The following is a 25,378-nucleotide window of genomic DNA, read 5'->3' as shown; positions in this document are numbered from 1 at the left end:
CATGAAAAAGATCATCTGCATTCTCACCATAGCCGCCGTTTCTTTTACATCCTGTAAGAAATGGCTGGACATCAATCAAAACCCGAACGTAGGCCAGGAAGCGGACCCCACGCCCGAGCAGCGCCTTCCGCCCATCCTCGCCCAGTTCGTGGACGGATATGAAAGCGCCGGCACCCGCGCGGCGCTCATTACCCAACAGCTCGCCACAGTGTACGTTAACGGACTGGCCGCTTACGAAATGAGCCGCTGGAACTCCACCGCCGCATCGTCTTCCATCGCCGGATGGCCCTGGCAGAGCTGGTATGTGAACACTGCCGTGAACATCCAGCCCATGATCGTTGCCGCGCAGAAAGTGGACGCCTGGCATTACGTGGGCGTGGGCAAGATCATGAAAGCCTGGGGGTTCGGGTACATGGCCGATTATTACGGTATGCTGCCCTACGATGAGTTCGACGATCCGAAAGTGCTCACGCCCAAATTCGACGACGGCGCTTACGTGCAAACGAAAGTGCTGGCCTTGCTGGACGAAGCCATCGCCGACCTCCAGAAAACCCAGGGCGCCATCGCTCCCGCCCTTTCCAAAGGCGATTACCTCCATGGCGGCAATGTGACGGACTGGATCAAGATGGCCTATGCGCTGAAGGCCCGCTTCCTGCTGCATACTTCCAAGAAAGCGGGTTTCAATCCCCAGGCCGTGCTCGACCTGCTCGATAAAGCGCCCAAAACCGACGACGAGGGCGCCATCATGCAGTACGTAGACGAATCGCCCGCCACTTCTACCGTGCAGGCCGCGCTGCAATACGCGAACATCAACAACAACTACCGCCCCACGAAGCTGTTCATCGACTATCTCACCAACAAATACACCGGCGCCCCCTCCGGCGCCAACAACATGGAAGACCCGCGTGCCGCGCTCATGATCCCCAGTGCTACCGACGCTAACGGCGTGCTGGTGCGCTCCGAGGGCGTGGATATGGCTTCCGACATGCCCAAATCCGGCCCGGCAGCCAGCGATGCGCGTTTCATCACCCTTCGGAAAAACCCCGTGGCCCCGAAACCCGGCGATAAAATCGTGTCTACCGGCTCCTGGTACACCCAACGCGGCGGCAAAGGCCTGCTGATCACCAACGCCGAAATGCGCTTCATCGAAGCGGAAATGCTGTTCCGCCAGGGCAAGCGCCCGGAAGCACTGGCCGCCTACAAGGCCGGCATCCGCTCGCATATGAACACCATGGGCATCGCCGGCACCACGATCGATAATTTCCTCTCCAGCACATCCGTTGTGCAAAACGCGCAGGATATCACGATGAGCCACATCATGATCCAGAAATGGATCGCGCTGAGCTATTCACCGGAAGCCTGGATGGATATGCGCCGCATGAATTTCTGTGCGGACGCGGCCGGCAATTACGACGAAGCCACCGGTGTTTACAAAGGGTTCAAACGGCCGTCGCACGTCATGGCCGAAGGTTATCCCAATCCTACCGACTGGCCGCGCCGTTGCGCCGTTCCGTCCTACGAGGTCAACTATAACATGGTCAAAGTGCTGGAAGCCAATCCCAATGCGGGAAATCCGACCTATATGGCGGAACCTGTGTGGTGGGACAAACCCTGACGCATAACGCACCGCAATAAAAAAACGGCGCTCCCGGGAACGGGGCGCCGTTTTTTTTGTCATACGGCCCGAAAATAGCCAATAAGATGTTAATATGTTCTTTAAGGTTGATGGGCCGCCTTCGGGGAATGATTACCTTTGCGGGATGGATTATTTCAGCAGGCTCCGGCAGTTGTTGCAGCAGGAGAAGTCGGACGACAGGGAAAATTACCGTAAACTCACAGAAAGCGTATCCGTGGCCGAAAGGCGCGCCAACGGCCTTTCCTGGTACCCCGTGGCCATCCGCGGTTCGGAAATGAGCCGCGGCGATTACCTGACGGTGGAGATCGAGCGCACCACGCATCACGATGTGCCCCACCAGCTGCGTTTCGGCGCGTCGGCCGTGTTGTTTTCCCAGCACGACCCGAAGGAGTACCGTGCCGAAGGCACCATCGCCTGGCAAAGCGGCAACCGCCTCAAGATCACCCTGAAATCGGACGAGCTGCCGGAATGGGCAGACAGCGGCAAACTGGGCATCGACCTCCTGTTCGACAATGCCAGCTACGAAGAAATGTTCTCCGCCCTGCAGAAAGCGGAATCCCTCCTCGAAAAACCAACCGAAGGCCGCCTCGTGCGCGTGCTCACCGGCGCGGAACAACCTGCTTTCGACGCATATCATACGCCGTTTTCCTCCCAAACCCTCAATCCTTCCCAACAGGAAGCCGTTAATAAAATATTGTCCGCCAACGATGTAGCCGTAGTCCACGGCCCTCCCGGGACCGGCAAAACCACTACCATCGTACAGGCTATCAATGCACTGCTTTCCAACGACGATAAAAAGATCCTCGTAGTGGCGCCCAGCAATGCCGCGGTAGACCTGCTCAGCGAGAAACTCTCCGCCGAAGGCCTTCGCGTACTCCGTGTAGGCAATCCCGTTAAGGTATCGGAGAAATTGACGGACATTACGCTGGACGCGCAGGTGAGCAACCATTCGTCTGTTAAGGAAATCCGCCGGCTCCGCAAGCAGGCCAACGAGTTCCGCGATATGGCGCATAAATACAAGCGCAATTTCGGGAAGTCGGAGCGCGAGCAGCGGAAAGCCCTTTTCGCGGAAGCCCGCAACATCATGCAAAGCGTCGAAAAGATGGAACAGTACATCGTTTCGGACATTCTCGACAAATCGCAGGTGGTGACCGCCACGCCCGTCGGCGCGCAACATTACACCGTCCGCCACCTGCAATACGATACCGTGGTGATCGATGAAGCCGGCCAGGCCCTGGAGCCTGCCTGCTGGATCGCGGCACTGAAAGGAAAAAAAGTAGTGCTCGCCGGCGACCATTGCCAGCTGCCGCCCACCATCAAATCGGCGGACGCTGCGCGCAACGGCCTCGCCGAAACCCTGCTCGAAAAACTCGCCGTCCGCCATCCGGGATCGGTGACCATGCTCGAAGAGCAATACCGCATGCACAATGCCATCATGGGATATTCCTCCACCGCATTTTACGACAGCCGGTTGAAAGCGCATCCTTCGGTGGCGGGGCACCTGCTGTTCGGCGAAGATGCGCCGCTGGCGTTCGTAGACACGGCGGGCTGCGGGTTCGATGAAAAGTCGGAAGGCACCAGCACCTCCAACCCCGAAGAAGCGGCATTCCTCTTCCGCCACCTGGCGGGCTTCGTGGAAACGCTGCTGCCGCATTATCACCCCGGCAACTTCCCTTCTATCGCGGTGATTGCGCCATATAAGGAGCAGATCGGTTTGCTGCGCGAACAGCTCGACCATCATCCCGACCTTAAAATTTTCGGCGACAGGATCTCCGTCAATACGATCGACAGCTTCCAGGGGCAGGAGCGCGACGTGGTATATATCAGCATGACGCGCAGCAATTCCGACAACAAGATCGGCTTCCTGTCAGACATCCGGCGGATGAACGTGGCCATGACGCGGGCGCGCAAAAAACTCGTGATCATCGGCGACAGTGCAACTTTATCAAGATTGCCGTACTACGCGGGTTTCATCGCCTACGCAGAAGCGAACGACGCTTACAAAAGTGCGTGGGAATATATGGTGTAAAAAAAGTACCCGCCATGCTGTGGTGTAAACCTGGGCAGGGCGGGCGGTATATGTTGAGGCAGCCGGAGCCGCCGAAAGGTACCTGTGGGGATTGGCCCCAATCAAGTACAAGGCAAAGATAAAGGCAAGTTGGATGCAACCATTGCAGCGACGCACTTTTTTAGGCACAACTTATCCAGCAATTTTTTCTTACTGCATCACACAATAAAAAGCCCCCGGTATGCCGTGCATTCCGGGGGCTGGTATTTTCTGCCGATAACGTCTAAACTCTTTGCTGACAGGCGCCTCCGGCCAAACGGCGTTTACCTGAACATGCCGCCGTATTATTCGGCGGGCGTTTTCCCTCCGCCCAATTTCACGGCAAAACCTGCGTAGAAAGAACGGCCGGGCGCGGCGTTGTAATAGCGGCCGGCTGCGGCGTTGATGTCGTTGCCGAGGCTATAGGTTTGGTTGAGGAGATTTTCGCCTCCGGCGAACAGGCGGCCCTCCCATCCCCTGCCCTTCAGTTTGTATTCGGCTTTCAGACCGAGCAGGTGGAAGGCAGCGGATTTATCGGTATTGGCGTCGTTCATGAAAATATCATCGTTGTACAGCCAGGTGGCGAAAAGCGAGAACGATGGACGGATGCGCACGTCCGCCGAAGCAGTGAGCGCATGTTGCGGCGTTCCGGGAAGACGGTTGCCGTTAAATGATTTGCCTGCCTGGGAAAACTCGTCGTACCGGAAATGATGGAAAGTCCACCCGCCACGGAGCCCCAGCACATCCAGCGGCTGATATGCAACGGCCACTTCCGCGCCCTGTTGCACGGTGGCGCCGGCATTCACGAAGTAATCTGCGCCGGAAGCGTCGCGCCGCTGCACGATCGCGTCTTTCAACTGGAAACGGAAAAGGCTCACGTCGTACCGGAAACGGCTGTTCCCGCCGCGCGCGCCGGCTTCGTAGTTCCATCCTTTTTCGGCCTGCAGATCGGTATTGATGACGCTGGTAGACGGCAGCAGCTCGGCTACCGCCGGCGGCGAGAAACCTTTAGACACTACGGCATACACACTGGCCCAGGCGTTGAATTGCTTCAGGACGGCCACTCGCGGCGCCCATTCCGTGTCGTATTGCGTGGAGAACCGGAACTCCGGTGTGTCCGACACCCTGCGGACCGTCGTATTGGCGCCGTTCATGCTCAGGCCGGCCGTGAACACCCAGCCGCCGTCGAGCACCAGTTCGGACTGCGCGAAGAGGGACAGGAGGCCGTTGCGGATGCGGTCGTCTGTCTGGAGAATAGCCGCCTCGCCGTTCTTATTCGCAGACACCCGCGTGCGGAAATTCCCTATTTGCCCTTCCGCTCCCGCCAGCACGCGCCAGGGCCCCTGTTTCCAGGTCACCACGGTGCGCGCCCCGGCATGGGGCTCGTTGCGTTGTTCGTAATTCCGGATAGACGGGTTGCGCAGGCCGCTCCAGGCGCCGTACACGCCCACGGAATGCTCCCAATGCTCGTTCCAGCGGTACGCCCATTTCAAGCCGCCCCACAGCGTTTGCTGGTAAATGGCGGCATGTGCGCCTGCTGCGGAAGGGAAAGCCCCCGCGGCCGGGCGCGCCTGCTTCGGATTGGCGAGGAACTGCGCCAGCGTGAGGCCGCCGGGCGTTTCGTAATAGAGGTCGCCGGCCAGCAGGTGCGCTTCCAGCACAGACCGTTCGCTGGCCTCCCATCTACCGCCCCAGCCTGCTACATAGCGGCGCATGTAGGAACGGTCGCGGTAACCGCCGGCTTCCTGCCACGATGCCATGGCCTGTTGCCGGAACTTCGCGCTGCCGAAATCGGCGCTGACCACCGCCTGGTGACTGCCGAAACTGCCCACCGTATACCCCGCGCTGAAGCTGTTTTCGGGGCCAAAGCGGCGGTCTCCCAGGAGTACGCCCCCTGTCCCGGCGCCGTACAGGCTGCTCCCGGGGCCTTTCAGCACTTCGAGGGAGGAGAATATGACAGGAGAGAACTGGTTAAGATAAGTGTTGCCGCCGGGATCGGTGAACGGCAGGCCATTATAATACATTTTGACGTTGCGGACGCCGAAGGGCGACCGCAGGGAGCTGCCCCGGATGTTCAACCGGTAACTGCCCGGCGAACGTTCTTCCATGCGCACGCCCGGCGCCGCGTTGAGCGCGGGCACGAGGGAGCCGGGGGCTATCCGCTGCAGGTCCTGCTCCCTGATCACGCTCACCGCCCCGGGAACGGTGGAGAGGTCGCGCTGCTGGGCGTACCCCTGCACGGTAACGCCCTGGAGCACCGTGGTATCCGTTTGTGCAGCGGCCGGCAGACCAAAGGCCATGGCCGCTATGATCATCTTTCTTTTCATAACTCGCAGCGCGTAAAATAGGAAAAATCCGGGTTTAATTATTTCGGGTTAATTTTGCGGTTTAAACGAATCCGAATTTGAGCGCACCCGTATTCCTCATTACACCGCCTTTTACACAGCTGAACACGCCTTACCCGGCCACGGCCTACCTGAAAGGTTTCCTCAATACCAGGGGCATCCCCTCCGTTCAGGCAGACCTGGGCATCGAAGCCACCGTGGCGCTGTTTTCCCAAAGCGGCCTTTCCACCCTCTTCGCCCGCATTCCGGCAGACAGGGAACTGAGCCCCAATGCGGCGCGCATCCTCGCCCTGCAAGACGATTACGTACATACCATCGACGACGTGATCTCCTTCCTGCAAGGCCACAATCCCACCCTGGCGCACCGGATCTGCAAGCGCGACTTCCTCCCCGAAGCGTCCCGCTTCTCCCAGCTCGAAGACCTCGGCTGGGCCTTCGGCTCCATGGGTACGCAAGACAAAGCCAAACACCTCGCCACCATGTACCTCGAAGATCTGTCCGATCTGATCCAGGAATGTGTGGACGAGCACTTCGGGTTCAGCCGGTACGCCGAAAAACTCGGCCGCTCTGCCAACAGTTTCGATGAATTATACGAAGCCCTCCGTCAACCCCTTACTTACGTCGACGAAATCCTGATCCGCCTGCTGGAAGAACGGATGAAAACCATACAACCGGCCATGGTAGCCATTTCCGTCCCCTTTCCCGGCAACCTCTATGCATCCCTCCGCTGCGCGCAATATATCAAACAACATTACCCGCAGGTGAAAGTGTGCATGGGCGGCGGATTCGCGAACACCGAACTGCGCTCCGTCTCCGACCCGCGCGTGTTCGAATTCTACGATTACATCACGCTCGACGACGGAGAAGCGCCCATCGAAAACCTCTACCGCCACATCACCGGCGAACTGCCGGAAAGCGACCTGAAGAGGACTTTCCTGCTGAAAAACGGGCAGGTCGCCTACATCAACAACGCATCCTGCAAGGATTATAAACAGGGACAGGTAGGAACGCCCGACTACAGCGATTTCCATCTCGGCAAATACATTTCCGCCATCGAAGTTGTTAACCCCATGCACCGCATGTGGAGCGACGGCCGGTGGAACAAGCTCACCATGGCCCATGGCTGCTACTGGGGCAAATGCACTTTCTGCGACATTTCGCTCGATTACATCCGCCTGTACGAGCCCGTGGCCGCGGCCATGCTGGTAGACCGGATGGAAGAACTGATCGCGCAGACTGGCGAAACGGGGTTCCATTTCGTGGACGAAGCCGCGCCGCCCGCGCTCATGCGCGCGCTGGCGCTCGAGATCATCCAGCGGAAACTCACCGTGAGCTGGTGGACCAACATCCGCTTCGAGAAAAGCTTCACCCGCGACCTTTGCCTGCTGCTGAAAGCCAGCGGCTGCATTGCCGTGTCCGGCGGGCTGGAAGTGGCCTCCGACCGGCTTTTGGAGCTCATTCAGAAAGGCATTACCGTGGCGCAGGTAGCGCAGGTGAACCGCAATTTCACCGAAGCGGGCATCATGGTGCATGCCTATCTCATGTACGGCTTCCCCACGCAAACCGCCCAGGAAACCATCGACTCCCTGGAAATGGTGCGCCAGCTTTTCAAAACGGGCATCCTGCAATCCGCTTTCTGGCACCTTTTTACCATGACGGCGCATAGCCCTGTGGGGCTGAATCCCGAAAAATACCAGGTTAAACGTGTATCCGAAACCGTTGGCGCCTTTGCGAATAACGACCTCGAGCATATCGACGATTCCGGCGCCGATCACGAACAGTTCGCATTTGGATTGAAGAAATCGCTCTTCAATTTCATGCATGGCATTTGCCTCGACGATCCTTTGCAGCATTGGTTCGAGATGAAAATCCCCCGCACCAGGATCCCGCCGGATTACATCGAAAAAGCCCTGCAGGAAGACGCGCTCGGCGCCCGCAAGCCCACGGCCAAAGTGGTTTTTCTGGGCAAAAAACCGCAGGTGCAAACGCTGACCAAATCGAAAAAAGGCAGTACCTGGGAAGTGACGTCCCTCACGTTCCAGACGCGCAAGGAACCGCTGAGCATCAGCGTGGGCAAGGAACAGGGGATCTGGCTGGCCGGTATGCTGGAAAAGTTATCGGTACAGGCCGCCACGCCCCTCACGCTCAAAGACGTGGAAGCGAGCTATACTGCCGCGGGTTTGGAGGATTTCGAGCTGTTCTGGGACAATAAGCCCGTGAACACGCTCCATAAAGCGGGATTGTTACAGTTGTAGGATCAGCGTTTTTTCGGCCGTTTTTTCGGTTTGCCGTATTTCAGCTGCATTTTCTCCTTGTGGCTGATTTTCACGTTCACCTTTTTGTTCTTTTCCAGCTTTTCGTGGAATGCGCCGCCGCCTTCCGTGGTGCTGCGCAGTTTCAGCTTGATGTTGGGAACGATGACTTCCGGGATTTCGGATTTGATGAGCACCGTCGAAATTTCCACGCCGGCGGGGATCGCCTCTTCGGGAACTTCGAACTTCATGAGCGCTTCGGCTTGCCGGAGCAGGGGTATTTCCTTTTCCGTCACGAAAGTGAGGGCATTGCCTTCCGCGTCTTTACGGCCCGTACGGCCGATGCGGTGGATGTAGTTTTCGGGGGATTCGGGCATGTCGAAGTTGATGACATGAGACACCTCGGCGATGTCGAGCCCGCGGGCCATGATATCCGTCGCGATCAGCACCCGGAACACGCCTTCGCGGAACTGGCGGACGCTGTTGAACCGGAAATTCTGGTCTTTATTGGAGTGGATCACGCCCACTGCGCCGGGCATGTGCTCCGCCATTTTTTCGTAGAGCTCGTCGGCCAGGGCTTTGGTAGACGCGAAAACGAGCACCTTGCTCATATCCGGCCTGTTCAGCAGCAGGTGTTCCAGCAGATTGACTTTCGTATTGAAATTGGGGACGTGATACACGGTTTGCCGGATGTTGGCCAGCGGCGTTCCCGCCGGCGCCGCTTCGATCACGGTGGGGTTATGGAAGAAATCGTGAATAATGGCGTCTACCTCGGGCGTCATCGTAGCGGAAAACATGAGGTTCTGCCGGCGAACGGGCAGCATGTCGAGCACACGGGTGAGCTGGGGGCGGAAACCGAGGTTCAGCATTTCGTCGACCTCGTCGATCACCAGCCGCTTGATGCTTTTCATCTTGAGCGCGCCGCTGAGGATGAGGTCTACCAGCCTACCCGGCGTAGCCACCACGATATCGATCTTGCCGTCGGCTGCGGCCATCTGGCCTTTCATGTTCACGCCGCCGTAAAAACCGGCCGTTTCGACAGACATGTATTTGGTAAGTTGCTGCACGGCCGTGGTCACCTGTTCCACGAGCTCGCGGGTGGGAACGAGGATCAGCACCTGGGGATAACGTTCCTTTGCGAACGACCACAGGCGCAGGCAGGGCAGCAGATAGGCGAAAGTCTTACCCGTGCCCGTTTGCGCGATGCCGCACACGTCCTGCCCGGACATCACCACGGAGAATGCTTTTTCCTGGATGGTGGTAGGCGTGGTAACGCCCAGGTCTTCCAGGGCGTTCAGCAAAGGCTTGTTCAGATTTAAATCCTCGAATGTCATAGCCGGCAAAATTACGCCGATTCCTGCTGAAATCGGCATCCATCCGGGAAAAACACAATTCCACCGGCGGGAATCGAAGGTATTACAATATTGAATTTCAACTATTTAGCTATCTCAAACTACATTTCGGAAAAAAAATCCGGCATCCCGCATGATAAAAATATTACATTCGCCCACCATAAGCGCGGCCGGCGATGGCGAAGGCACATCCGGGCGTGCGGGGAACAACTGTTTACATTCACAATCAACCTACAACTGACGTCTAAAATGCGCCACAGGAGCGCATATGCTGTACTCTCAACCAAACTGATCCTTATTCCACCATGAAATTACCAGGTAAAAACACATTTGGTTTGCTGCTGCGATTTGGCGGCATGATGCTATTACTTTCCTTTATCGTCCGGATGGCGCTGCTGATCTGGTCGTGGCCCGATGCGGCCATCGGGTTCGCATCGTTTTTCCGCGTGCTGGGTTACGGGCTGCTGTTCGACATTGGCGTGGCGGTCTTTTTCAGCCTGCCGTACGCGTTGTACCTCGTGCTCGTACCGGCGAAATGGAACGATACGTTCGTGAACCGGGCCATTACGTATACCGGGTTCTTCCTGACCACGCTCATCCTCATGTTCTCGTTTTTCGCGGAATTCACGTTCTGGGAGGAGTTCGGGAGCCGTTTCAATTTCATTGCGGTGGATTACCTGATCTACACGTACGAGGTGATCAACAACATCAACGAGTCTTACCCGCTGCCGATCCTTATCGGTTCCATGCTGGCGATCACGGCGGTGCTGATGTGGTTCTTTGTGCGGAGGGGCTGGTTCCGGATGGCGTTCAGGGGCCAATCGACTTTCCTGCAGCGGATCTCCGTACTGGTGGCCCTCGTGATCATTGCGGCGGTCTATGCCCTGTGGGTTCCCAACTCGCTCGCCGAAAATGGCAGGAACCGGTACCAGGACGAGCTCGCCAAAGCGGGTGTATATTCCTTCTTTTCCGCTTTCAAGAACAATGAACTGAACTACGAACATTTTTACCGGCTCATCGATAACAAGGAAGCCTTCGCCATGATGCGCCACCAGCTGGGCGACAGCCTTTCCACCTTCGACGGGAAGGATTTCTCCATCCGCCGGAGCATCAACGATAGCGGCGACGCCGTTCGCCCGAACGTCATCCTGGTGACCATCGAAAGCCTCAGCGCCGATTTCCTCGGCAGGTTCGGCAATACCAACGGCCTGACGCCCGTGCTCGATTCCCTCGCCAGGGAAAGCGTCGTTTTCACGAACATGTACGCCACCGGCACGCGGACCGTCCGCGGGATGGAAGCCCTCACGCTCGCGGTGCCGCCTACGCCCGGCAGCAGCATCGTGCGGAGGCCCGGTAACGAAAACCTCAGCACCGTAGGCGCCATTTTCCGCCAGCAGGGCTACGCCACCGGGTTCTTTTACGGCGGCGACGGGTTCTTCGACAACATGAACAAATTCTTCGGCAGCAACGGCTACTCCATTACGGATAAAGGACGGAACATGCTGGTAGACGACGATATCGGTTCCGCCCGCACCACCATTCCCGATTCCCTCATCAACTTCCGCAACGCCTGGGGCATCTGCGACGAAGACCTCTATCACACCGTCATCCGCGATGCAGACGCCAGGCACGCCGCCGGCAAACCGTTCTTCGATTTCGTGATGACCACCTCCAACCACCGGCCTTTCACCTACCCGGAAGGGAAAATCGATATCCCTTCGGGTTCGGGGCGCGATGGCGCGGTGAAATATACCGACTACGCGATCGGGCAATTCCTCAAAACCGCCCGCACCAAACCCTGGTTCAACAATACCGTCATCATTTTCGTGGCCGACCATTGCGCCAGCAGCGCGGGCAAAAACGAGATCGACATCTCGAAATACCACATCCCCGCCATCGTCTGCAACCTTCCCGGCGCAGGCGCCATGGAAATCGGGAAAATGTGCTCCCAGATCGACCTGTTCCCTACCCTGTTCTGCTTCCTGAACTGGGATTATTCCAGCAATTTATACGGGGAGAACGTCCTCAGCCCGGATTATTCGGAACGGATCATGCTCGGCACTTACCAGAAGCTGGCGTATATGAAAAACGACCGCCTGGTGATCCTGAGCCCGCAGCAGGTAGTGGAAACTTTCCGGTACAACAAGGCTTCTAACGAACAGGTCCCCGTACCGGCAGATCAACCGCTGGTGAAGGAAGCCATCGCCAATTACCAGACGGCTTACTACCTTTTCAAAAACGGAGGAATGAAACTATAATACACCCAACCTACCACTGTTACACCTTGGCCCGGACGCATCATTTGGCGGTTCGGGCCTTTTTCTAACGCGCGGGCGCCGCAAAGCAAAGGCCCGGACCGATTGGGTCCGGGCCTTTGCCGTATGGGAGTGTTTCCCTGGAATTATTTATTGGCTACCAGCTCCACGTCGATGGTGAAATCGTCGTAAATCGCTTTGTCGCCCAAGTTCTCGAAGAAGCTCTTGGAGCGGTACTTGATGTCGAATTTGGTACGGTCGATGGTGATGGCGGCTTTCGCGTTCAGCTGGTTGCCGTTCACGACCACGCTCGCGGGGAAAGTGATGGGCTGCGTGATGCCTTTGATGGTGAGGTTGCCGGTGATATCGTACTCGTTGCCGGATTTCTTTTTGGCGGAAGTGATGGTGAACGTGGCGTTCGGGTGTTTTTCCACGGAGAAGAAATCATCGCTTTTCAGGTGGTTGAGCAGGCGGGCGTTGCCGTTGGCGTCTTTGATATCTTCCACGGTCATGCTGCGGGTATCGATGGTGAAGGTGCCGCCTTTCAGGGTGGAGCCGTCTACCTGCAGATCGCCGCCGGAGATGGAGATGGAACCGTTATGGGAGCCGGTCACTTTTTTGGCGAGCCAGGCAACTTTACTCTTGGCACCGTCTACCTTGAAGGCAACGGGAGCGGCTTCGTTTTTGAAGGAAGGTGCGTTGGACACGGGAGCGTTGAACGACATCAGCACGGGCGCGCCGCTGATGAAGAAGATGGTAGCAAGTTTACGCATGTGATGGTTTGATTTGTATCATCCAATATACAGCAGTATCGATAACTTTCACATTTGTTTTACAAACATTTCACATAAGTTTTACATTCTGACGGGTACTTTAGTGGCGTGATCGTTCGCAGGTCTCCTCCGCCATTCTAAGGCCTGGCAAATTGCCGGTCTTTCATCCGCCCAAAAAAAGCCCCTGAACGAACGGTCCTGTAAAACCCATTGCAACGCCTGACCCAGTGCAAAAGATATTTGAACCGTGGCGTACGAGCCGGTTCCCTCTCCCCGGGAACCGGTTTTTTTATGGCTGGTTGATATCTCCCAGGCCCACTTTCCGCCTTTCTTTCATAATGATATGCGTGGTATGGGTAAACACCTTGTCGCCGTTCCCGTATTCCAGGAACATTTCCAGGGGCATCACCACCGGCGGGTACGATCCTTCGCGCCGCATCCTTTCTATCTGTAATTTGAAATGCTCGGGCATGAGGGAATAACCGGGAAAAACGGAGTGCGGATCGAGCGGGATCCACACATAAGCCGTTACTTTGGTATGCGAGGTATTCACCACCCGCGGATCGTGGCGCAGGTTCTGGGCTACATATTCCTCGCAAGCCACACCGGCGATCACTTTCTTGGACCCCGTGCGCCGGAGCTCGCTCAGGTAGCCGATTTCCCCGGGGTAAACGGGCTCCATCCCCTCCAGCTCCAGCTTCGACTTATCTCCGCTCGCCACACCCTCCACACCAGCCAGTTTCAGCTGCGATTCCTTTTCTAAATCCCCGAAAAAATAGTACTTCGTTCCCGTACTGCGGCTTTTGAGCTGGATATTGAACACCGCCTGGGTGCTGCTGTAATAAATGACGATGTCTTCCCCGCCGTCGATCACCCGCTGGTTGCCCTGGAAAGCCTCGCTTTCCTGGTACACGGCCCAGTCGTATTCGTAAGCGGAATCGATGCTGACGGCATCGTCGCCCCCGATGATCAGTTTGGGATCGGGCGTTGCGGGCACTTCCTCCGCGGCTTTCTTCTTCCCCGTGATTTTCTGTAAAAGCTGTGCGTGCGCGGAAATCGCGAGCAGCGAAACGAGCGCCGCCGTTATAATAGGTATTTTCATAGGCGTAAGGTGCCGGAAAAATACTCATATTATTTTAAATCACAATACTAACTCACCATGAGGCTGCAACCGCGGAGTGCAGACCGGTCTAACCGGCCGAGCACTTCAAAACTCCCGTCTGAATGGATTTTGCCGATATCGTCGGTGGCGATGAAGGAGCAGGAATGGATATTGGCGAGGTCGATGACGTTGATGACGCCTGCGGCGGATGCGGAACTGAGCTGGAAGGGATCGTTTTCGTCGCGCACGAGCACTTTCATCCACGGCGGACAATTAAACACGCCGTTGCCTTTGGAATAGGCCTGGGACAGGAGCTCCGTCATACCGTATTCCGCGTGGATGGCCGGGGTGCCGAGGCGTTCCTGCAGAAAGGCGTGGAGTTCCTGGCGGGTCCATTCTTCGCGGCGGCCTTTCATGCCGCCGGTTTCCATGACGATGGTATGGCGCAGGTCCATCCAGTGGTTTTCCGCGAAATCGAGCAGTCCGAACGTGACGCCGATGAGCAGGGTGGGCTGGCGGCGGGCTTCGAGGGCCAGCAGGGTGTCGGCGAGCTTTTCGTGCTCGTAGAGGTAGAACCCGCTTTCGGGGCGGCGGCTGCGGCGGATCATGTCTTCCACCATATATACCAGCGACGAATTTTTCCTTTCGAGGTAAGACGGCAGCAGGCCCAGTACCACGAAGTCTTCCACCGGCCCGTAAAACCTGCGGAAAGCGTCGAGGAAACTGCGTGTATAGAGTGCCGTATCCTTTACTTCGTGGCGGCTGTTGACGGTTTGTGTGGTGCCGCTGCTTTCGAAGGTGACGGCCGGTTGGAATTCACCGGTCACGATGCGGTGGGTTTTGAAGAACGAAATGGGGAGGTACGGCACCTGTTCGGGGGTGCGCACGGTGGAGGGGTCTACCTTCAGTATGTCCACATAAGCCCTGTACAGCGCGTTACCGGCGTACTGGTGCCGGAAAATGGCGGGCACGAGGGCCATCGGGTCCTTTTCCGTAAATATCCTGGCGGCAAGTTCGTCCTTCATAGCGACGGCAAATTTACGAATCCCGGGCGTTTATGTAACAAACCATGCAAAGGCGGCGTTAAATAAGCGGTACTTTGCCTTTTGCCTAATTTAATGTACGTTTGTCATATGAAGAAAATCCTCATTCTCTCCGCGTTATCGCTCGTGGCATTCCTGGGTTGTAAAAAGGATAAGGACGGCGGCACCAAGCCCATCCTTACCTTCAAATCCGCCTCCACTCTCGACGTTCCCAAGGAGATGGAGGAGGTATTGCTTTATTTCAATGTGAAAGACGGCGATGGCGATCTGGAAGACCACTGGCATGTGGTGGAACTGTTCCATTACGCTGATACGACAAAATTTGACGCCATGCCGCTTCCCAAACTGGAATCCCACAAGGGAACGAAGCTTGATGCGGAGATGATCATCATCCTCAGCGATGTCCGCCAGGGCAACTTCCTCCCGCTGCACTGGGAAAATCCGGTGTACAATCCAGACACCGTTCAATACAAGGTTTTCGTGACCGATAACGCCGGTAATTCCAGCGATACCATTACCACTCCGAAGATCGTTCTCCGCCGCTAAATCGTTGCTCGTGAATGACCGGCTTTCCGTACATTTACATTTATGAGCAAGATCCAGGAACTGCAATCCAAGATCGCCGAAGCACAACTCGGCGGAGGACAGGTACGAATCGATTCCCAACACAAGAAAGGCAAGCTGACCGCCCGCGAAAGGCTCAGGCTCCTGCTCGACGAAGGCTCCTTCGAAGAGATCGGCATGTTCGTCCATAACCGCAACCGCGGCATGACCACCGACCAGGAACAGTTTCCCGGCGATGGCGTCGTAACCGGCTATGGCACCGTCAACGGCCGGCTCGTGTACGTTTTTTCCCAGGACTTTACCGTATATGGCGGCAGCCTCTCCGAGCCGCATGCCCGCAAGATCTGCCGCGTGATGGACCTTGCGATGGAAAACGGCGCTCCCCTCATCGGCCTCAACGACAGCGGCGGCGCGCGCATCCAGGAAGGCGTGGTAAGCCTGGCGGGATATGCCGATATTTTTTACCGGAACACCCGCGCTTCTGGCGTCATCCCCCAGATCTCCGCGATCATGGGCCCCTGCGCCGGCGGAGCCGTATATTCTCCCGCCATTACCGACTTCATCCTCATGGTGGAAAACACTTCCTACATGTTCGTAACGGGCCCCAACGTGGTGAAGACCGTCACCCATGAAGAAGTGACCAGCGAAGCGCTCGGCGGCGCCCAAACGCACGCCACCAAAAGCGGCGTGACGCATTTCGCGTGCGCCAACGAAGTGGAATGCATCCAGACGATCCGCGAGATGCTGTCTTACATCCCCCAGAACTGCGAAGAAACCGCGCCATCGCTGCCTTACGAGCCCGGCAACGAATCGCGGCCGGCACTCAATAATATCATCCCCGAAAATGCGAACCAGCCGTACGACATGAAAGACGTCATCGCCGAGCTCACGGACGCCGATTCTTTCCTGGAAGTGCACAAGGATTTCGCGGACAACATCATCGTAGGCTTTGCCCGTATCGCAGGGCGCAGCATCGGCATCGTGGCCAACCAGCCCGCCGTGCTGGCCGGTGTGCTGGACATTCACGCATCCGTGAAAGGCGCGCGCTTCACCCGCTTCTGCGATGCCTTCAATATCCCGTTGCTCGTACTGGTAGACGTTCCCGGCTTCCTGCCCGGTACCGACCAGGAATGGAACGGTATTATCACCAATGGCGCCAAACTGCTCTTTGCGCTGAGCGAAGCCACCGTTCCCAAGATCACCGTTACCACCCGTAAAGCCTATGGCGGCGCGTATTGCGTGATGAACTCCAAACACATCGGGGCAGACCTCAACTTCGCGTTCCCGCAGGCCGAGATCGCCGTGATGGGCCCGAAAGGCGCCGTGGAGATCATCTACAAAAGGGAAATCGATGCCGCGGCCGATCCGGAAGCCCGCATGAACGAACTGGTCGCCGAATACACGGAACGCTTCGCCAATCCCTATCTCGCCGCCGAGAAAGGGTACATCGACGAAGTGGTGATCCCCGAAACCACCCGCGAAAAACTCATCAAAGGTTACGCCATGCTGGAGAATAAAGTGGTGGACATGCCGCGGAAGAAGCATGGGAACATTCCGTTGTAACGGAACCGGACAAACGATAATTACCATCGCTCCCAAACCCGGGAGCGATGTGCTTTCTACCCTACCCGACCAAAATCCCTTACTATGGAATTTATAGCTATAACCGGTCACCGCAGCAATACGAACGTGTCCCGGATCCTGGAACTGGCCGGATTGTTTGACATCCCCGTAGTACAAAACGACCCGGAATATGATCCGGAAGTAGCGCCCGGATTGAAGGATTTCTGCTTCCATCGGAAAACCGATTTTCTAATACAGTTCACAGACAAACCTACGCATGCCCAAGAAAAACCGACATCCGCAGGACTAACTTATTCGCTTCAGACATTCGGCATACATGGCACCCATCCTGTTTTTCTGGATTTCCTCGACTGGCTGCGCGCTGAAAATGATGTATATGATGAACTTTACTTGATTTTTGCCAGTGAATGGGAAATCAGCGATCATAATATCCGGCTCATGAAAGTTAGAATGAGGCAAATCCGGGACTATTTCAGTGTTCACGTTGGCTGGCCGTTGGTTTTCTTTGGCGCGAAGTCCGGGAATTACTTTATGGAATTCGATAGTCCGTTAATTTTCGAAATCAACGAAAGCAATTGATCCCAACCCCATAACACGTTCATGCAATAAGAATACCGGTTGAAAATCATTTCTTTGCACCAAGTTTTCAACCCTTATACCCATGAATGCACTACTGAGGGCATGCCGGCATACACGGCTTCTGCCCCTCCTGCTCCTGGCGTCGCCCGTCATAGCCCAGCAAAAGACGCAGGACCCGATGTACAAGCCCTCCATCGTGGACGGCACCCGTACCCACGCCGTTATGCGCATGTTCGAGCGGCAGCACGACACGCTCCAGCGCAATCTTCCTTCCGAATACCGGAAAGATTACTCCGCCATCTACGCGCAACGGTGGAAGTACATCAAATCCCGGTTCCAGAAAAAGGAAATCTACACGCCCCCCGTGGCCCAGGCCTATATCGACAGCATGCTGCGCCGCATCGTTGCCGCCAACCCGGAACTCCAGCGCGAGAAACTCCACGCCTTCTTCTCCCGCTCCGGCACGCCCAACGCCACCTACGTAGGCCAGGGCATCATTTTCTTCAATATCGGGCTGTTCAGCCGCCTCCAAAACGAGCACCAGGCCGCTTTCGTGCTCTGCCACGAGATCGCCCACGCCACGCTCAAACACAGCGACAAAGCCATCGAGAAGTATGTAAAAAACATGCACTCCAGCGATCTGCAGGCGCAATTGAAGGCACTGAAGAAAGTACAGTACAACCGCCTTTCCAAACTGGAAGACCTCAGCAAAGGCCTCGCGTTCGATAGCCGCCGGCACAGCCGCAACAACGAATCCGACGCAGACTCCCTGGCCCTGGTGTACTTCCGCAACAGCGGGTTCGACCCCGCCGCCGCCGTTTCCGCCATGCTGCTGCTCGACGATATCGACCTGGACAATATCGACATGACCGCCCGCCTCCGCACCCTGTTCGACGCGCCCCAGCTACGCTTCCAGGACCGGTGGCTCCGCCGCGACAACGGCCCCCTGGGCGGCCACGCCAGATTGTTGCGCGACAGCACCCTCACCGATTCCCTCAAAACGCACCCGGATTGCCAGGTCCGCGCGGGTAAACTGATCGCCTTCAACCAGTCGGCCGACAGCCTCCTGGCCGGCAAACCCGCCATCCCGGCCGCGAGCATCCATCCCCAGCGGTTCGATTCCCTGAAACAGGCGTTCCGCTTCGAGATCATCGAGTTTTCGTTCGCGGAAGACAACTACACCGAAAGTCTGTACTACACGATCAGCATGCTGGAAGAACATCCGGACGATCCGTACCTCATCATGCACGTGGCGCGCATCCTCAACAACTGCTTCTACCTCCAGCGCCAGCACCGCCTCGGAAAGAAACTGCGCTACCCCGCACCGGAAAACGCAGCGTCGTTCAACGTACTGTCGCAGTTCATCCAGAACCTGTACATGGAGGAATACGCGCAGATCGCCTTCCATTACCTGCAACGCTACCAAAGCAAACTGCAGGATTATCCCGAATACCAAACCGAATTCGCGAAAAGCGAGAGTTTCATAAAAATGTAACCCATGTTCCGGACTATACTTTTCCTGTTCTTTATCACCACTTGCTGCATCCAGGCTGCTTCCGCGCAAAAGACGCTCAGTCTTAACGACGCGGCCACGCCTTCCATCCTCTACAGCAGCGGTACCATCCAGCGCAATAACCAGATCGGCGGATATTATTTCCTCATGCAAAGCGACCGTGTCGACAAAACGACCAACGCGTACCTGCTGCATGTGCTCGACGAGAACCTGAACCGCGTACGCAGGATCAGGTTCGACGCCTCCACCAGCATCAGCCTCCAGGAAGCCGCCGCCAGCGATAGCAGCATGGCCTTCCTGTTCTACTATCCTGCCGATAAAAAATACGAACTGCGTATATACGATAACGATGGAAAGCTGATGCAGTCCTACACCCGTGCGTTCGATTCCTATAAACGCCGGTTGCACCTGCAAAACATGAGCCTGCACAACGAATCCGAAGGCAACCGTACCCTTTTCGAAGTGGGCGACGAGGGTTATATGGCCGTGTTCGTAAGGTGGCAGGCCAAAGGCACCTGCACGTATGACATCAATTTCTACGGATCCCGGAACCGGAAAACGTCGAAATTCAGTCCGGGCGTGGCCGGCAGGGATTTCCTGCGCGCGGATTTCCTGGCCAAGACAGACAGTTTGCTGTTCGTGGAAGTCTCGAACCGCAGGGCTTCCCGTTCCTCGTCCACCATCATGGCATTCAACATCCATACGCGGAAGAAAGCTTTCGAAGTAAATGCCAACAAGGAAAAATGGCAGTTCGAGCCTGCGGCGGTGCTGCCGGTGCCGGGGCAAGACACGATCGTGATGGTGGGGAAATATTTCGACAAAGACGTGAAGCACGTGAAAAGCAACGGGAAAGGCATCGCCATATACCGGGTGAGCCGCAATACCGGCGCCATTCTCACGCGTACCTACAATAGCTGGGAAACGGAGATCAACCGGCAATATTCCTGCGACAAAAAAGGCCAGAACGCCGAAAACGGGTACCTCTACCTCCACAACGCTACGCTGGGGCCCGACGGGAAGCTGTTCGTGGCTGCGGAAGGTTATTACCGGAGGATGTACGCGTTCGGGTTCGTGCATTCCACTATTTTCCTGCCATTCCACCTTACGCCTTCGTTTACCCGGGTGCAGAATTCGGACATGGTGGTGCTGGAATTCAACGCTACCGACAAGCTCGTGAAAGCCATCACGTACGACAAGGCCCCTTCTACCATGATGGCCCGGATGGATTTCCTGAACCGCCATATGGTGGCCCGCAACGCCCGCGCCCATGGGCTTTTCGGATACGGCTTCATCCACCCTGCCGGCGATCCCGGGCACTTTTCGATCTGCTATTACAACTGGCGCAAGTCGGGCGAGGAAAAGGGATATTTCACCTATCTGCGCTACAACGGGCAGAAGTTCCGCCAGTACGAGGTGCCGCTGCGCACAAAAGAAGTATCCACCTCGGTATTGCCCGCCAAACCGGGATTCCTCCTTATCATCGAGGATAACCATAAGGAAAGGACGATCGAGATGCGGATGGAAAAAATCAGCTAATTTGATAAGGGAAGCGGGTGATCTGCTTCCCTTTTTTAATGTTTCGCCTGTGAAGTATTTGTTTTGGGTGCTATGGGCGGTGGTGAATGTGCCGATAGGCCTGTTCCTGATGATCCCCTTCGTAGGGATGATGGGCAACCGGGAAACCACGCTTTGGCAATTGCTCCAGGGGCTCGTGCTGGCGCCGTTCCTCATCACGGGATTATATACCCTTTTACTGCAATGGATATGGTGGTACCTCGATCTGCGGAAAGATCCGGTGTGGCGGCTGCCGCTGCTGACGGCGCTTGGCGTTGTGGCAGTGCCTGTTTTGAAGGTTTGTATGATGATGTTGAATAGTTATTTGAATGAATAGCTGCGATGCTGCGCATCGGAATTCTAGTCCCGATTCCCTATTTTAGCGGCTATGTTTCGCGGATTCTTCAATTTCCTGTTGTTCAGCTCGATCTATATCGCCTGTGTGGCGCTGTTGATGGTTTGGGAAACGGAGGAAATTGCAGGCCTTTCCCTCGACCGCGGCAACTACTTCGGCTTCGTTTTCTTCTCTACCATTTGCAGCTACAATTTCCACTGGTACCTCACGCCCGGGTCCGAAAAGTATTCGGAACGGATCCTTTGGGGCCAGCGGAGGCGGCGGCTCCAGCTCATGGGCTGCACGATCGGCCTGCTGGGCGCCGCCTGGTACGGCCTGCCCCTGCTGCATCACTGGCTGCCCCTCAGCGGCGCGGTTTTGCTCACGTTCCTTTATTCCGCGCCTAAAGTACCCCACGCCACGTTCAGATGGCTGAAGAAGATCGCCGTCGGCAAAACCATTTTCCTCGCATTCGTGTGGATGTACGTCACCACCCTGCTGCCCTATCTCATCGCCGATGCCGCGAAGCTGGACTTCTGGCAGGTGGCGCTCCTCTGCATCTACCGGTTCTTTATCATTTACGCCATCTGCATCCTGTTCGACCATCGCGACCGGGAGGAAGACCGGGCCGAAGGGATCCGCAGCCTCATCACCAGTCTCGAAGAGCCCCATCTCGATAAGTTGTACTACGCTTCGCTCATCGTTTCCGCCGTTTGCGCCTTGGTGCTGGCGCCGGCGCTGCCGCTGTTCGTGCTGTTCAGTCTCCTGGCGGCCGTGGCAGTGGTCTGGAGCGTGAAAAACTACGCGCAGACGCACCATTCCGATTACGTCTATTACTTCCAGCTCGACGGGCTCATGGCATTATCCGCCCTCATCCACGCGCTATGGCTGCTGGCAGGCGGCATTTGACGCGGATTGCTTACATTTGAAGGATATTTAACCTGAACAACAATGGCTAAAAAAACGAAATCGATACTTACGAAGGAGTCTATGACTTTTCTGCGCACTTACCTCAACAACCCCTCTCCCACCGGGTTCGAGAAGGAAGGGCAGAAACTCTGGCTGGAATACCTGAAACCTTATATAGATGATACCATCGTAGACGCGTACGGCTCCGCCGTAGGGGTGATCAATCCCGAAGCGGCTTTCAAGGTGGTGATCGAGGCGCATGCCGACGAGATTTCCTGGTTCGTGAACTACATCTCACCCGAAGGGCTCATTTATGTGATCCGTAACGGCGGGTCCGACCAGGCGATCGCCCCCAGCAAGCGCGTGAACATCCATACCGAGAAAGGCATCGTGAAAGCGGTGTTCGGCTGGCCGGCCATCCACACGCGCCTGCGCAGCGGCGACGGCAAGGAGCCCCAGCCCAAGGTCGACAACATTTTCCTCGACTGTGGCGCCCGCTCCCGGAAGGAAGTGGAGGAACTGGGCATTCATGTGGGTTGCGTGGTAACTTTTGATGATATGTTCGAGGAACTGAACTACGATTACTTCATCTGCCGCGCGCTCGACAACCGCATCGGCGGGTTTATGATCGCGGAAGTGGCCCGCCTGCTGAAGGAAAACAAGCAGCGGCTGCCGTTCGGGCTCTATATCGTGAACGCCGTGCAGGAAGAAGTAGGCCTGCGCGGGGCGGAAATGATCGCCAAGCGTATCAAGCCCAACGTAGCCATCATCACCGACGTAACGCACGATACCACCACCCCGATGATCAACAAGAACATCGAAGGCGAGATCAAATGCGGCGCCGGCCCCAGCATTACTTACGGGCCCGCGGTACACAACATCCTCCGCGACCTGATCATCAAAACGGCCAAAAAGGAAGACATCCCCCACCAGCTGCACGCCGTTAGCCGCAGCACGGGCACCGATACCGACGCTTTCGCCTATTCGAACGACGGTACCCCTTCGGCCCTCATCAGCATTCCCCTGCGCTACATGCACACCACCGTGGAAATGATCAAAAAAGACGACGTGGAGAACACCATCCGCCTCATTTACCACACCCTGCTGAATATCACGCCGAAAACCAACTTCCAGTACCTGTAAGAAATTGGTGCTGGATATTTCATAATTGTTTCATAGGTTTGCCGCTAAATCCGACTAGTATGATCCGTCACGATTGGACAATCGAAGAAATAAAGGATATCTATAATACGCCGCTCCTGGAGCTGATGTTCCGCGCTGCCTCCCTGCACCGGGAATACCAGGATACCGCGGAAGTACAGGTTTGCACCCTGCTTTCCATCAAGACCGGCGGATGTTCCGAAGACTGCTCTTACTGCCCCCAGGCAGCCCGCTATAACACTGGTGTAGACGTTCAGGCCCTGATGCAGAAAGATAAAGTGCTGGAATACGCCCAGAAAGCCAAAGACGCAGGTTCTACCCGCTTCTGCATGGGCGCCGCCTGGCGCGAAGTGCGCGACAACCGCGATTTCGACCGCGTGCTCGATATGGTAAAAGGCGTGAACGAGATCGGCATGGAAGTATGCTGCACCCTCGGCATGCTCACCGAATCGCAGGCCCAGAAGCTGGCAGACGCCGGCCTTTACTCCTACAACCACAACCTGGACACCTCCAGCGAGTATTACGGAGAGATCATCACCACCCGTACGTACGACGACCGCCTCAATACGCTCAACAACGTGCGTAAAGCCGGCGTAACCGTATGCTGCGGCGGTATCATCGGCCTGGGCGAAAGCCACGACGACCGTATCAACATGCTCTACACCCTGTCTTCCATGCCCGAGCACCCGGATTCCGTGCCCATCAACGCCCTCACCCGCGTGGCCGGTACCCCGCTGGCGCACATGCCCAAAGTGGAATTCTGGGATATGGTACGCATGATCGCCACCGCCCGCATCCTCATGCCCAAATCAATGGTCCGCCTCAGCGCCGGCCGTGCCGAAATGAGCATTTCCGAGCAGGCGATGTGCTTCATGGCAGGCGCCAACTCCATCTTCACCGGCGAAAAGCTCCTCACCACCAAGAACCCTTCCTTCGAGGAAGACAACCTGATGTTCGAGCTGCTGGGCCTCAAGCCCCGCGAAGCCTTCAAAGAGGAAAAAGCTGCCGGCTGCTGCGATCACGACCACAAACACGAACACGCACATGCCCACTAAGCATAACTACTAAATTTTGGAGAAGAGCCGCCCGCACCGGGCGGCTTTTTTTATGCCCGGAATATAAAAAACCCGTTCCGGAAGCACCGGAACGGGAAACTGAATGGACATCATAGGGTTTCAATCAGCTGTATGACTCAAGGTAGCTGTTTGGTGAGGGCTTCCTCCAGCGCCGCGCCCCGAAGGTCTTTGGCCACGATCTTCCCCTGCGGGTCGATGAGGAAGTTGGCCGGAACGCCCCGGATGCCGTAAAGTTTCACGGCGGCGTTGTTCCAGTATTTGAGGTCGGACACGTGCACGAAATCCTGCAACCCGTCCTTTTTGATGGCTTCCTCCCAGAGGTCTTTACGGCCCGGCTGGTCGAGGGAAACGCTGAGCACCACGAAATTACGGTCCTTGAATTTCCTGTAAGCCGCCACCACGTGCGGGTTTTCTGCCCGGCAGGGGCCGCACCAGCTGGCCCAGAAGTCCAGGAACACGTATTTGCCGCGGAAATCCGAGAGACTGACAGGTTTGCCGTTCAGGTCGTTCTGCGTGAAATCGGGCGCCGGCGCGCCAATTACGATCGTCTTTTTCTTCAGCATGTTGCCGGCCATGCGCTTCCCGGCGGGGGAATTGCGCTGGCTTTCGGGGAGACTGGCGAACAGGGGCTCCAGTTCCGCCAGATCCATGTTGTTGTGTACGGAAAGCTCCTGCATGGCGAACATGGTGACGGGGGAATTCGGGTTCTTTTTGATAAAATCCCGGATCAGGTTGGTTTTGTCGCCGATCGCCTTGCGGAACTTCGCGTTCAGGGCATTCGTCAGCGTGGTGTCGCGCCGCTGCTCGTCGGTTGCGCCGCCCCAGATTTTGTTGATCTCGGCCATCTGGTCTTCGTAGGGCTGGAGGTGCTTTTTGTACGCCAGGTCCCCATCGTTCATTTTCGAGCCCGTGATCCTGGCAGAAGCCATGTCGGAATCTGACGTAACGGTGATGGTAGCGGATTCGAGGTACATGATCTTGCGGTCCATGCCCTGGCCCATGTTTTCGAGGCGTTTGCCGTCTTTGCTCAGCGCGAGCATCATCAGCCCGGGCTCCGTCGTGGTGCCTTTGAAGGAGAATTCCCCGTTCTTCAGCACCGCCGAATCGAGGATGCGATCATCGCCCTCGGTGCGGTCGAAATACACGATGGCGGGGGCATTCAGCTTGCCGATCCTGCCTTTCAGCACAAATTTGCCATCTTGCGCCTGTACGGCGGCGGGAATCAGCGCCGCAGCGATGATGGCCCAGGTTTTTGATCTTACGGTTATCAGGTCCATATTGTCGGTTTACTGTGTCGGT

The 25,378-nt window shown here is 56.6% G+C and carries 19 protein-coding genes; 13 read left to right on the top strand and 6 right to left on the bottom strand.

Features of this window, described 5'->3' with window-relative positions:
* Position 1: 1 nt before the first annotated feature.
* On the top strand, positions 2-1,615 hold the full coding sequence (locus ACQKLP_RS08215) for a SusD/RagB family nutrient-binding outer membrane lipoprotein (RefSeq protein ID WP_427321806.1): 1,614 nt from the start codon (positions 2-4) through the stop codon (positions 1,613-1,615).
* A 94-nt stretch (positions 1,616-1,709) separates the two neighbouring features.
* Positions 1,710-3,665: an AAA domain-containing protein gene (locus ACQKLP_RS08210; RefSeq protein WP_427321804.1), complete on the top strand. Its 1,956-nt coding sequence runs from the start codon at positions 1,710-1,712 to the stop codon at positions 3,663-3,665.
* 323 nt (positions 3,666-3,988) lie between these two features.
* On the opposite strand, the gene ACQKLP_RS08205 is transcribed toward ACQKLP_RS08210, so the two are convergent.
* Positions 3,989-6,010, bottom strand: a complete 2,022-nt coding sequence (locus ACQKLP_RS08205; RefSeq protein WP_427321802.1) for a TonB-dependent receptor family protein — start codon at positions 6,008-6,010, stop codon at positions 3,989-3,991.
* Positions 6,011-6,087: 77 nt separating this feature from the next.
* Here ACQKLP_RS08205 and ACQKLP_RS08200 point away from each other — a divergent pair, with 77 nt between their 5' ends.
* On the top strand, positions 6,088-8,283 hold the full coding sequence (locus ACQKLP_RS08200; RefSeq protein WP_427321800.1) for a B12-binding domain-containing radical SAM protein: 2,196 nt from the start codon (positions 6,088-6,090) through the stop codon (positions 8,281-8,283).
* Between the two features lie 2 nt (positions 8,284-8,285).
* On the opposite strand, the gene ACQKLP_RS08195 is transcribed toward ACQKLP_RS08200, so the two are convergent.
* The gene (locus ACQKLP_RS08195) at positions 8,286-9,614 is read right to left on the bottom strand and encodes a DEAD/DEAH box helicase (protein ID WP_427321798.1); all 1,329 of its coding nucleotides are present in this window, start codon (positions 9,612-9,614) and stop codon (positions 8,286-8,288) included.
* A 353-nt stretch (positions 9,615-9,967) separates the two neighbouring features.
* Here ACQKLP_RS08195 and ACQKLP_RS08190 point away from each other — a divergent pair, with 353 nt between their 5' ends.
* Positions 9,968-11,890 (top strand): LTA synthase family protein, encoded by a 1,923-nt coding sequence (locus ACQKLP_RS08190; protein ID WP_427321796.1) that lies wholly within the window; start codon positions 9,968-9,970, stop codon positions 11,888-11,890.
* A 143-nt stretch (positions 11,891-12,033) separates the two neighbouring features.
* Here the strand turns inward: ACQKLP_RS08190 and ACQKLP_RS08185 are convergent, their stop codons facing one another.
* The 3 genes from ACQKLP_RS08185 to ACQKLP_RS08175 form a co-directional block, all read right to left on the bottom strand.
* A complete protein-coding gene (locus ACQKLP_RS08185) occupies positions 12,034-12,660 on the bottom strand; it encodes a YceI family protein (RefSeq protein WP_427321794.1) in 627 nt (208 codons plus the stop codon).
* Positions 12,661-12,949: 289 nt separating this feature from the next.
* A complete protein-coding gene (locus tag ACQKLP_RS08180) occupies positions 12,950-13,762 on the bottom strand; it encodes a hypothetical protein (RefSeq protein ID WP_427321792.1) in 813 nt (270 codons plus the stop codon).
* 47 nt (positions 13,763-13,809) lie between these two features.
* Positions 13,810-14,787 carry an acyl transferase gene (locus tag ACQKLP_RS08175; RefSeq protein ID WP_427321790.1) on the bottom strand — a complete coding sequence of 326 codons (978 nt, stop codon included), beginning with the start codon at positions 14,785-14,787 and terminating at the stop codon, positions 13,810-13,812.
* A 108-nt stretch (positions 14,788-14,895) separates the two neighbouring features.
* Between ACQKLP_RS08175 and ACQKLP_RS08170 the strand changes: the two genes are divergently transcribed.
* From ACQKLP_RS08170 to bioB, 9 genes are all read left to right on the top strand, one after another.
* Positions 14,896-15,351: a hypothetical protein gene (locus ACQKLP_RS08170; protein WP_341843559.1), complete on the top strand. Its 456-nt coding sequence runs from the start codon at positions 14,896-14,898 to the stop codon at positions 15,349-15,351.
* A 42-nt stretch (positions 15,352-15,393) separates the two neighbouring features.
* The gene (locus tag ACQKLP_RS08165; protein ID WP_427321788.1) at positions 15,394-16,932 is read left to right on the top strand and encodes an acyl-CoA carboxylase subunit beta; all 1,539 of its coding nucleotides are present in this window, start codon (positions 15,394-15,396) and stop codon (positions 16,930-16,932) included.
* An 84-nt stretch (positions 16,933-17,016) separates the two neighbouring features.
* Positions 17,017-17,532: a hypothetical protein gene (locus ACQKLP_RS08160; protein WP_427321786.1), complete on the top strand. Its 516-nt coding sequence runs from the start codon at positions 17,017-17,019 to the stop codon at positions 17,530-17,532.
* 82 nt (positions 17,533-17,614) lie between these two features.
* A complete protein-coding gene (locus ACQKLP_RS08155; RefSeq protein WP_427321784.1) occupies positions 17,615-19,027 on the top strand; it encodes a M48 family metallopeptidase in 1,413 nt (470 codons plus the stop codon).
* A 3-nt stretch (positions 19,028-19,030) separates the two neighbouring features.
* The gene (locus ACQKLP_RS08150; protein WP_427321782.1) at positions 19,031-20,581 is read left to right on the top strand and encodes a DUF6770 family protein; all 1,551 of its coding nucleotides are present in this window, start codon (positions 19,031-19,033) and stop codon (positions 20,579-20,581) included.
* Positions 20,582-20,630: 49 nt separating this feature from the next.
* A complete protein-coding gene (locus tag ACQKLP_RS08145; RefSeq protein WP_427321780.1) occupies positions 20,631-20,936 on the top strand; it encodes a hypothetical protein in 306 nt (101 codons plus the stop codon).
* 51 nt (positions 20,937-20,987) lie between these two features.
* Complete coding sequence (locus tag ACQKLP_RS08140; RefSeq protein WP_427321778.1) at positions 20,988-21,842, top strand: UbiA family prenyltransferase; 855 nt, start codon at positions 20,988-20,990, stop codon at positions 21,840-21,842.
* Positions 21,843-21,884: 42 nt separating this feature from the next.
* Positions 21,885-22,985 carry a M42 family metallopeptidase gene (locus tag ACQKLP_RS08135; RefSeq protein WP_427321776.1) on the top strand — a complete coding sequence of 367 codons (1,101 nt, stop codon included), beginning with the start codon at positions 21,885-21,887 and terminating at the stop codon, positions 22,983-22,985.
* A gap of 59 nt (positions 22,986-23,044) precedes the next feature.
* The gene (gene bioB, locus ACQKLP_RS08130) at positions 23,045-24,058 is read left to right on the top strand and encodes a biotin synthase BioB (RefSeq protein WP_427321774.1); all 1,014 of its coding nucleotides are present in this window, start codon (positions 23,045-23,047) and stop codon (positions 24,056-24,058) included.
* A 137-nt stretch (positions 24,059-24,195) separates the two neighbouring features.
* Here bioB and ACQKLP_RS08125 read toward each other — a convergent pair whose 3' ends face one another.
* Positions 24,196-25,356 carry a redoxin domain-containing protein gene (locus ACQKLP_RS08125; protein ID WP_427321772.1) on the bottom strand — a complete coding sequence of 387 codons (1,161 nt, stop codon included), beginning with the start codon at positions 25,354-25,356 and terminating at the stop codon, positions 24,196-24,198.
* Positions 25,357-25,378: the final 22 nt, after the last annotated feature.

It is taken from the genome of Chitinophaga sp. NPDC101104 (assembly GCF_050277495.1).
Taxonomy (GTDB): Bacteria; Bacteroidota; Bacteroidia; order Chitinophagales; family Chitinophagaceae; genus Chitinophaga.
Note: the sequence above shows the minus strand (reverse complement) of the source record. Positions and strands in the feature narration are given on the sequence as shown.

What these genes read in the sequence shown, in the direction of transcription:
- ACQKLP_RS08215 (WP_427321806.1), top strand. Translation starts at nt 2, where the DNA reads ATGAAAAAGATCATCTGCATTCTCACCATAGCCGCCGTTTCTTTTACA.
- ACQKLP_RS08210 (WP_427321804.1), top strand. Translation starts at nt 1,710, where the DNA reads ATGTTCTTTAAGGTTGATGGGCCGCCTTCGGGGAATGATTACCTTTGC.
- ACQKLP_RS08205 (WP_427321802.1), bottom strand. Translation starts at nt 6,010, where the DNA reads ATGAAAAGAAAGATGATCATAGCGGCCATGGCCTTTGGTCTGCCGGCC.
- ACQKLP_RS08195 (WP_427321798.1), bottom strand. Translation starts at nt 9,614, where the DNA reads ATGACATTCGAGGATTTAAATCTGAACAAGCCTTTGCTGAACGCCCTG.
- ACQKLP_RS08185 (WP_427321794.1), bottom strand. Translation starts at nt 12,660, where the DNA reads ATGCGTAAACTTGCTACCATCTTCTTCATCAGCGGCGCGCCCGTGCTG.
- ACQKLP_RS08180 (WP_427321792.1), bottom strand. Translation starts at nt 13,762, where the DNA reads ATGAAAATACCTATTATAACGGCGGCGCTCGTTTCGCTGCTCGCGATT.
- ACQKLP_RS08175 (WP_427321790.1), bottom strand. Translation starts at nt 14,787, where the DNA reads ATGAAGGACGAACTTGCCGCCAGGATATTTACGGAAAAGGACCCGATG.
- ACQKLP_RS08170 (WP_341843559.1), top strand. Translation starts at nt 14,896, where the DNA reads ATGAAGAAAATCCTCATTCTCTCCGCGTTATCGCTCGTGGCATTCCTG.
- ACQKLP_RS08165 (WP_427321788.1), top strand. Translation starts at nt 15,394, where the DNA reads ATGAGCAAGATCCAGGAACTGCAATCCAAGATCGCCGAAGCACAACTC.
- ACQKLP_RS08160 (WP_427321786.1), top strand. Translation starts at nt 17,017, where the DNA reads ATGGAATTTATAGCTATAACCGGTCACCGCAGCAATACGAACGTGTCC.
- ACQKLP_RS08155 (WP_427321784.1), top strand. Translation starts at nt 17,615, where the DNA reads ATGAATGCACTACTGAGGGCATGCCGGCATACACGGCTTCTGCCCCTC.
- ACQKLP_RS08150 (WP_427321782.1), top strand. Translation starts at nt 19,031, where the DNA reads ATGTTCCGGACTATACTTTTCCTGTTCTTTATCACCACTTGCTGCATC.
- ACQKLP_RS08140 (WP_427321778.1), top strand. Translation starts at nt 20,988, where the DNA reads ATGTTTCGCGGATTCTTCAATTTCCTGTTGTTCAGCTCGATCTATATC.
- ACQKLP_RS08135 (WP_427321776.1), top strand. Translation starts at nt 21,885, where the DNA reads ATGGCTAAAAAAACGAAATCGATACTTACGAAGGAGTCTATGACTTTT.
- bioB (WP_427321774.1), top strand. Translation starts at nt 23,045, where the DNA reads ATGATCCGTCACGATTGGACAATCGAAGAAATAAAGGATATCTATAAT.
- ACQKLP_RS08125 (WP_427321772.1), bottom strand. Translation starts at nt 25,356, where the DNA reads ATGGACCTGATAACCGTAAGATCAAAAACCTGGGCCATCATCGCTGCG.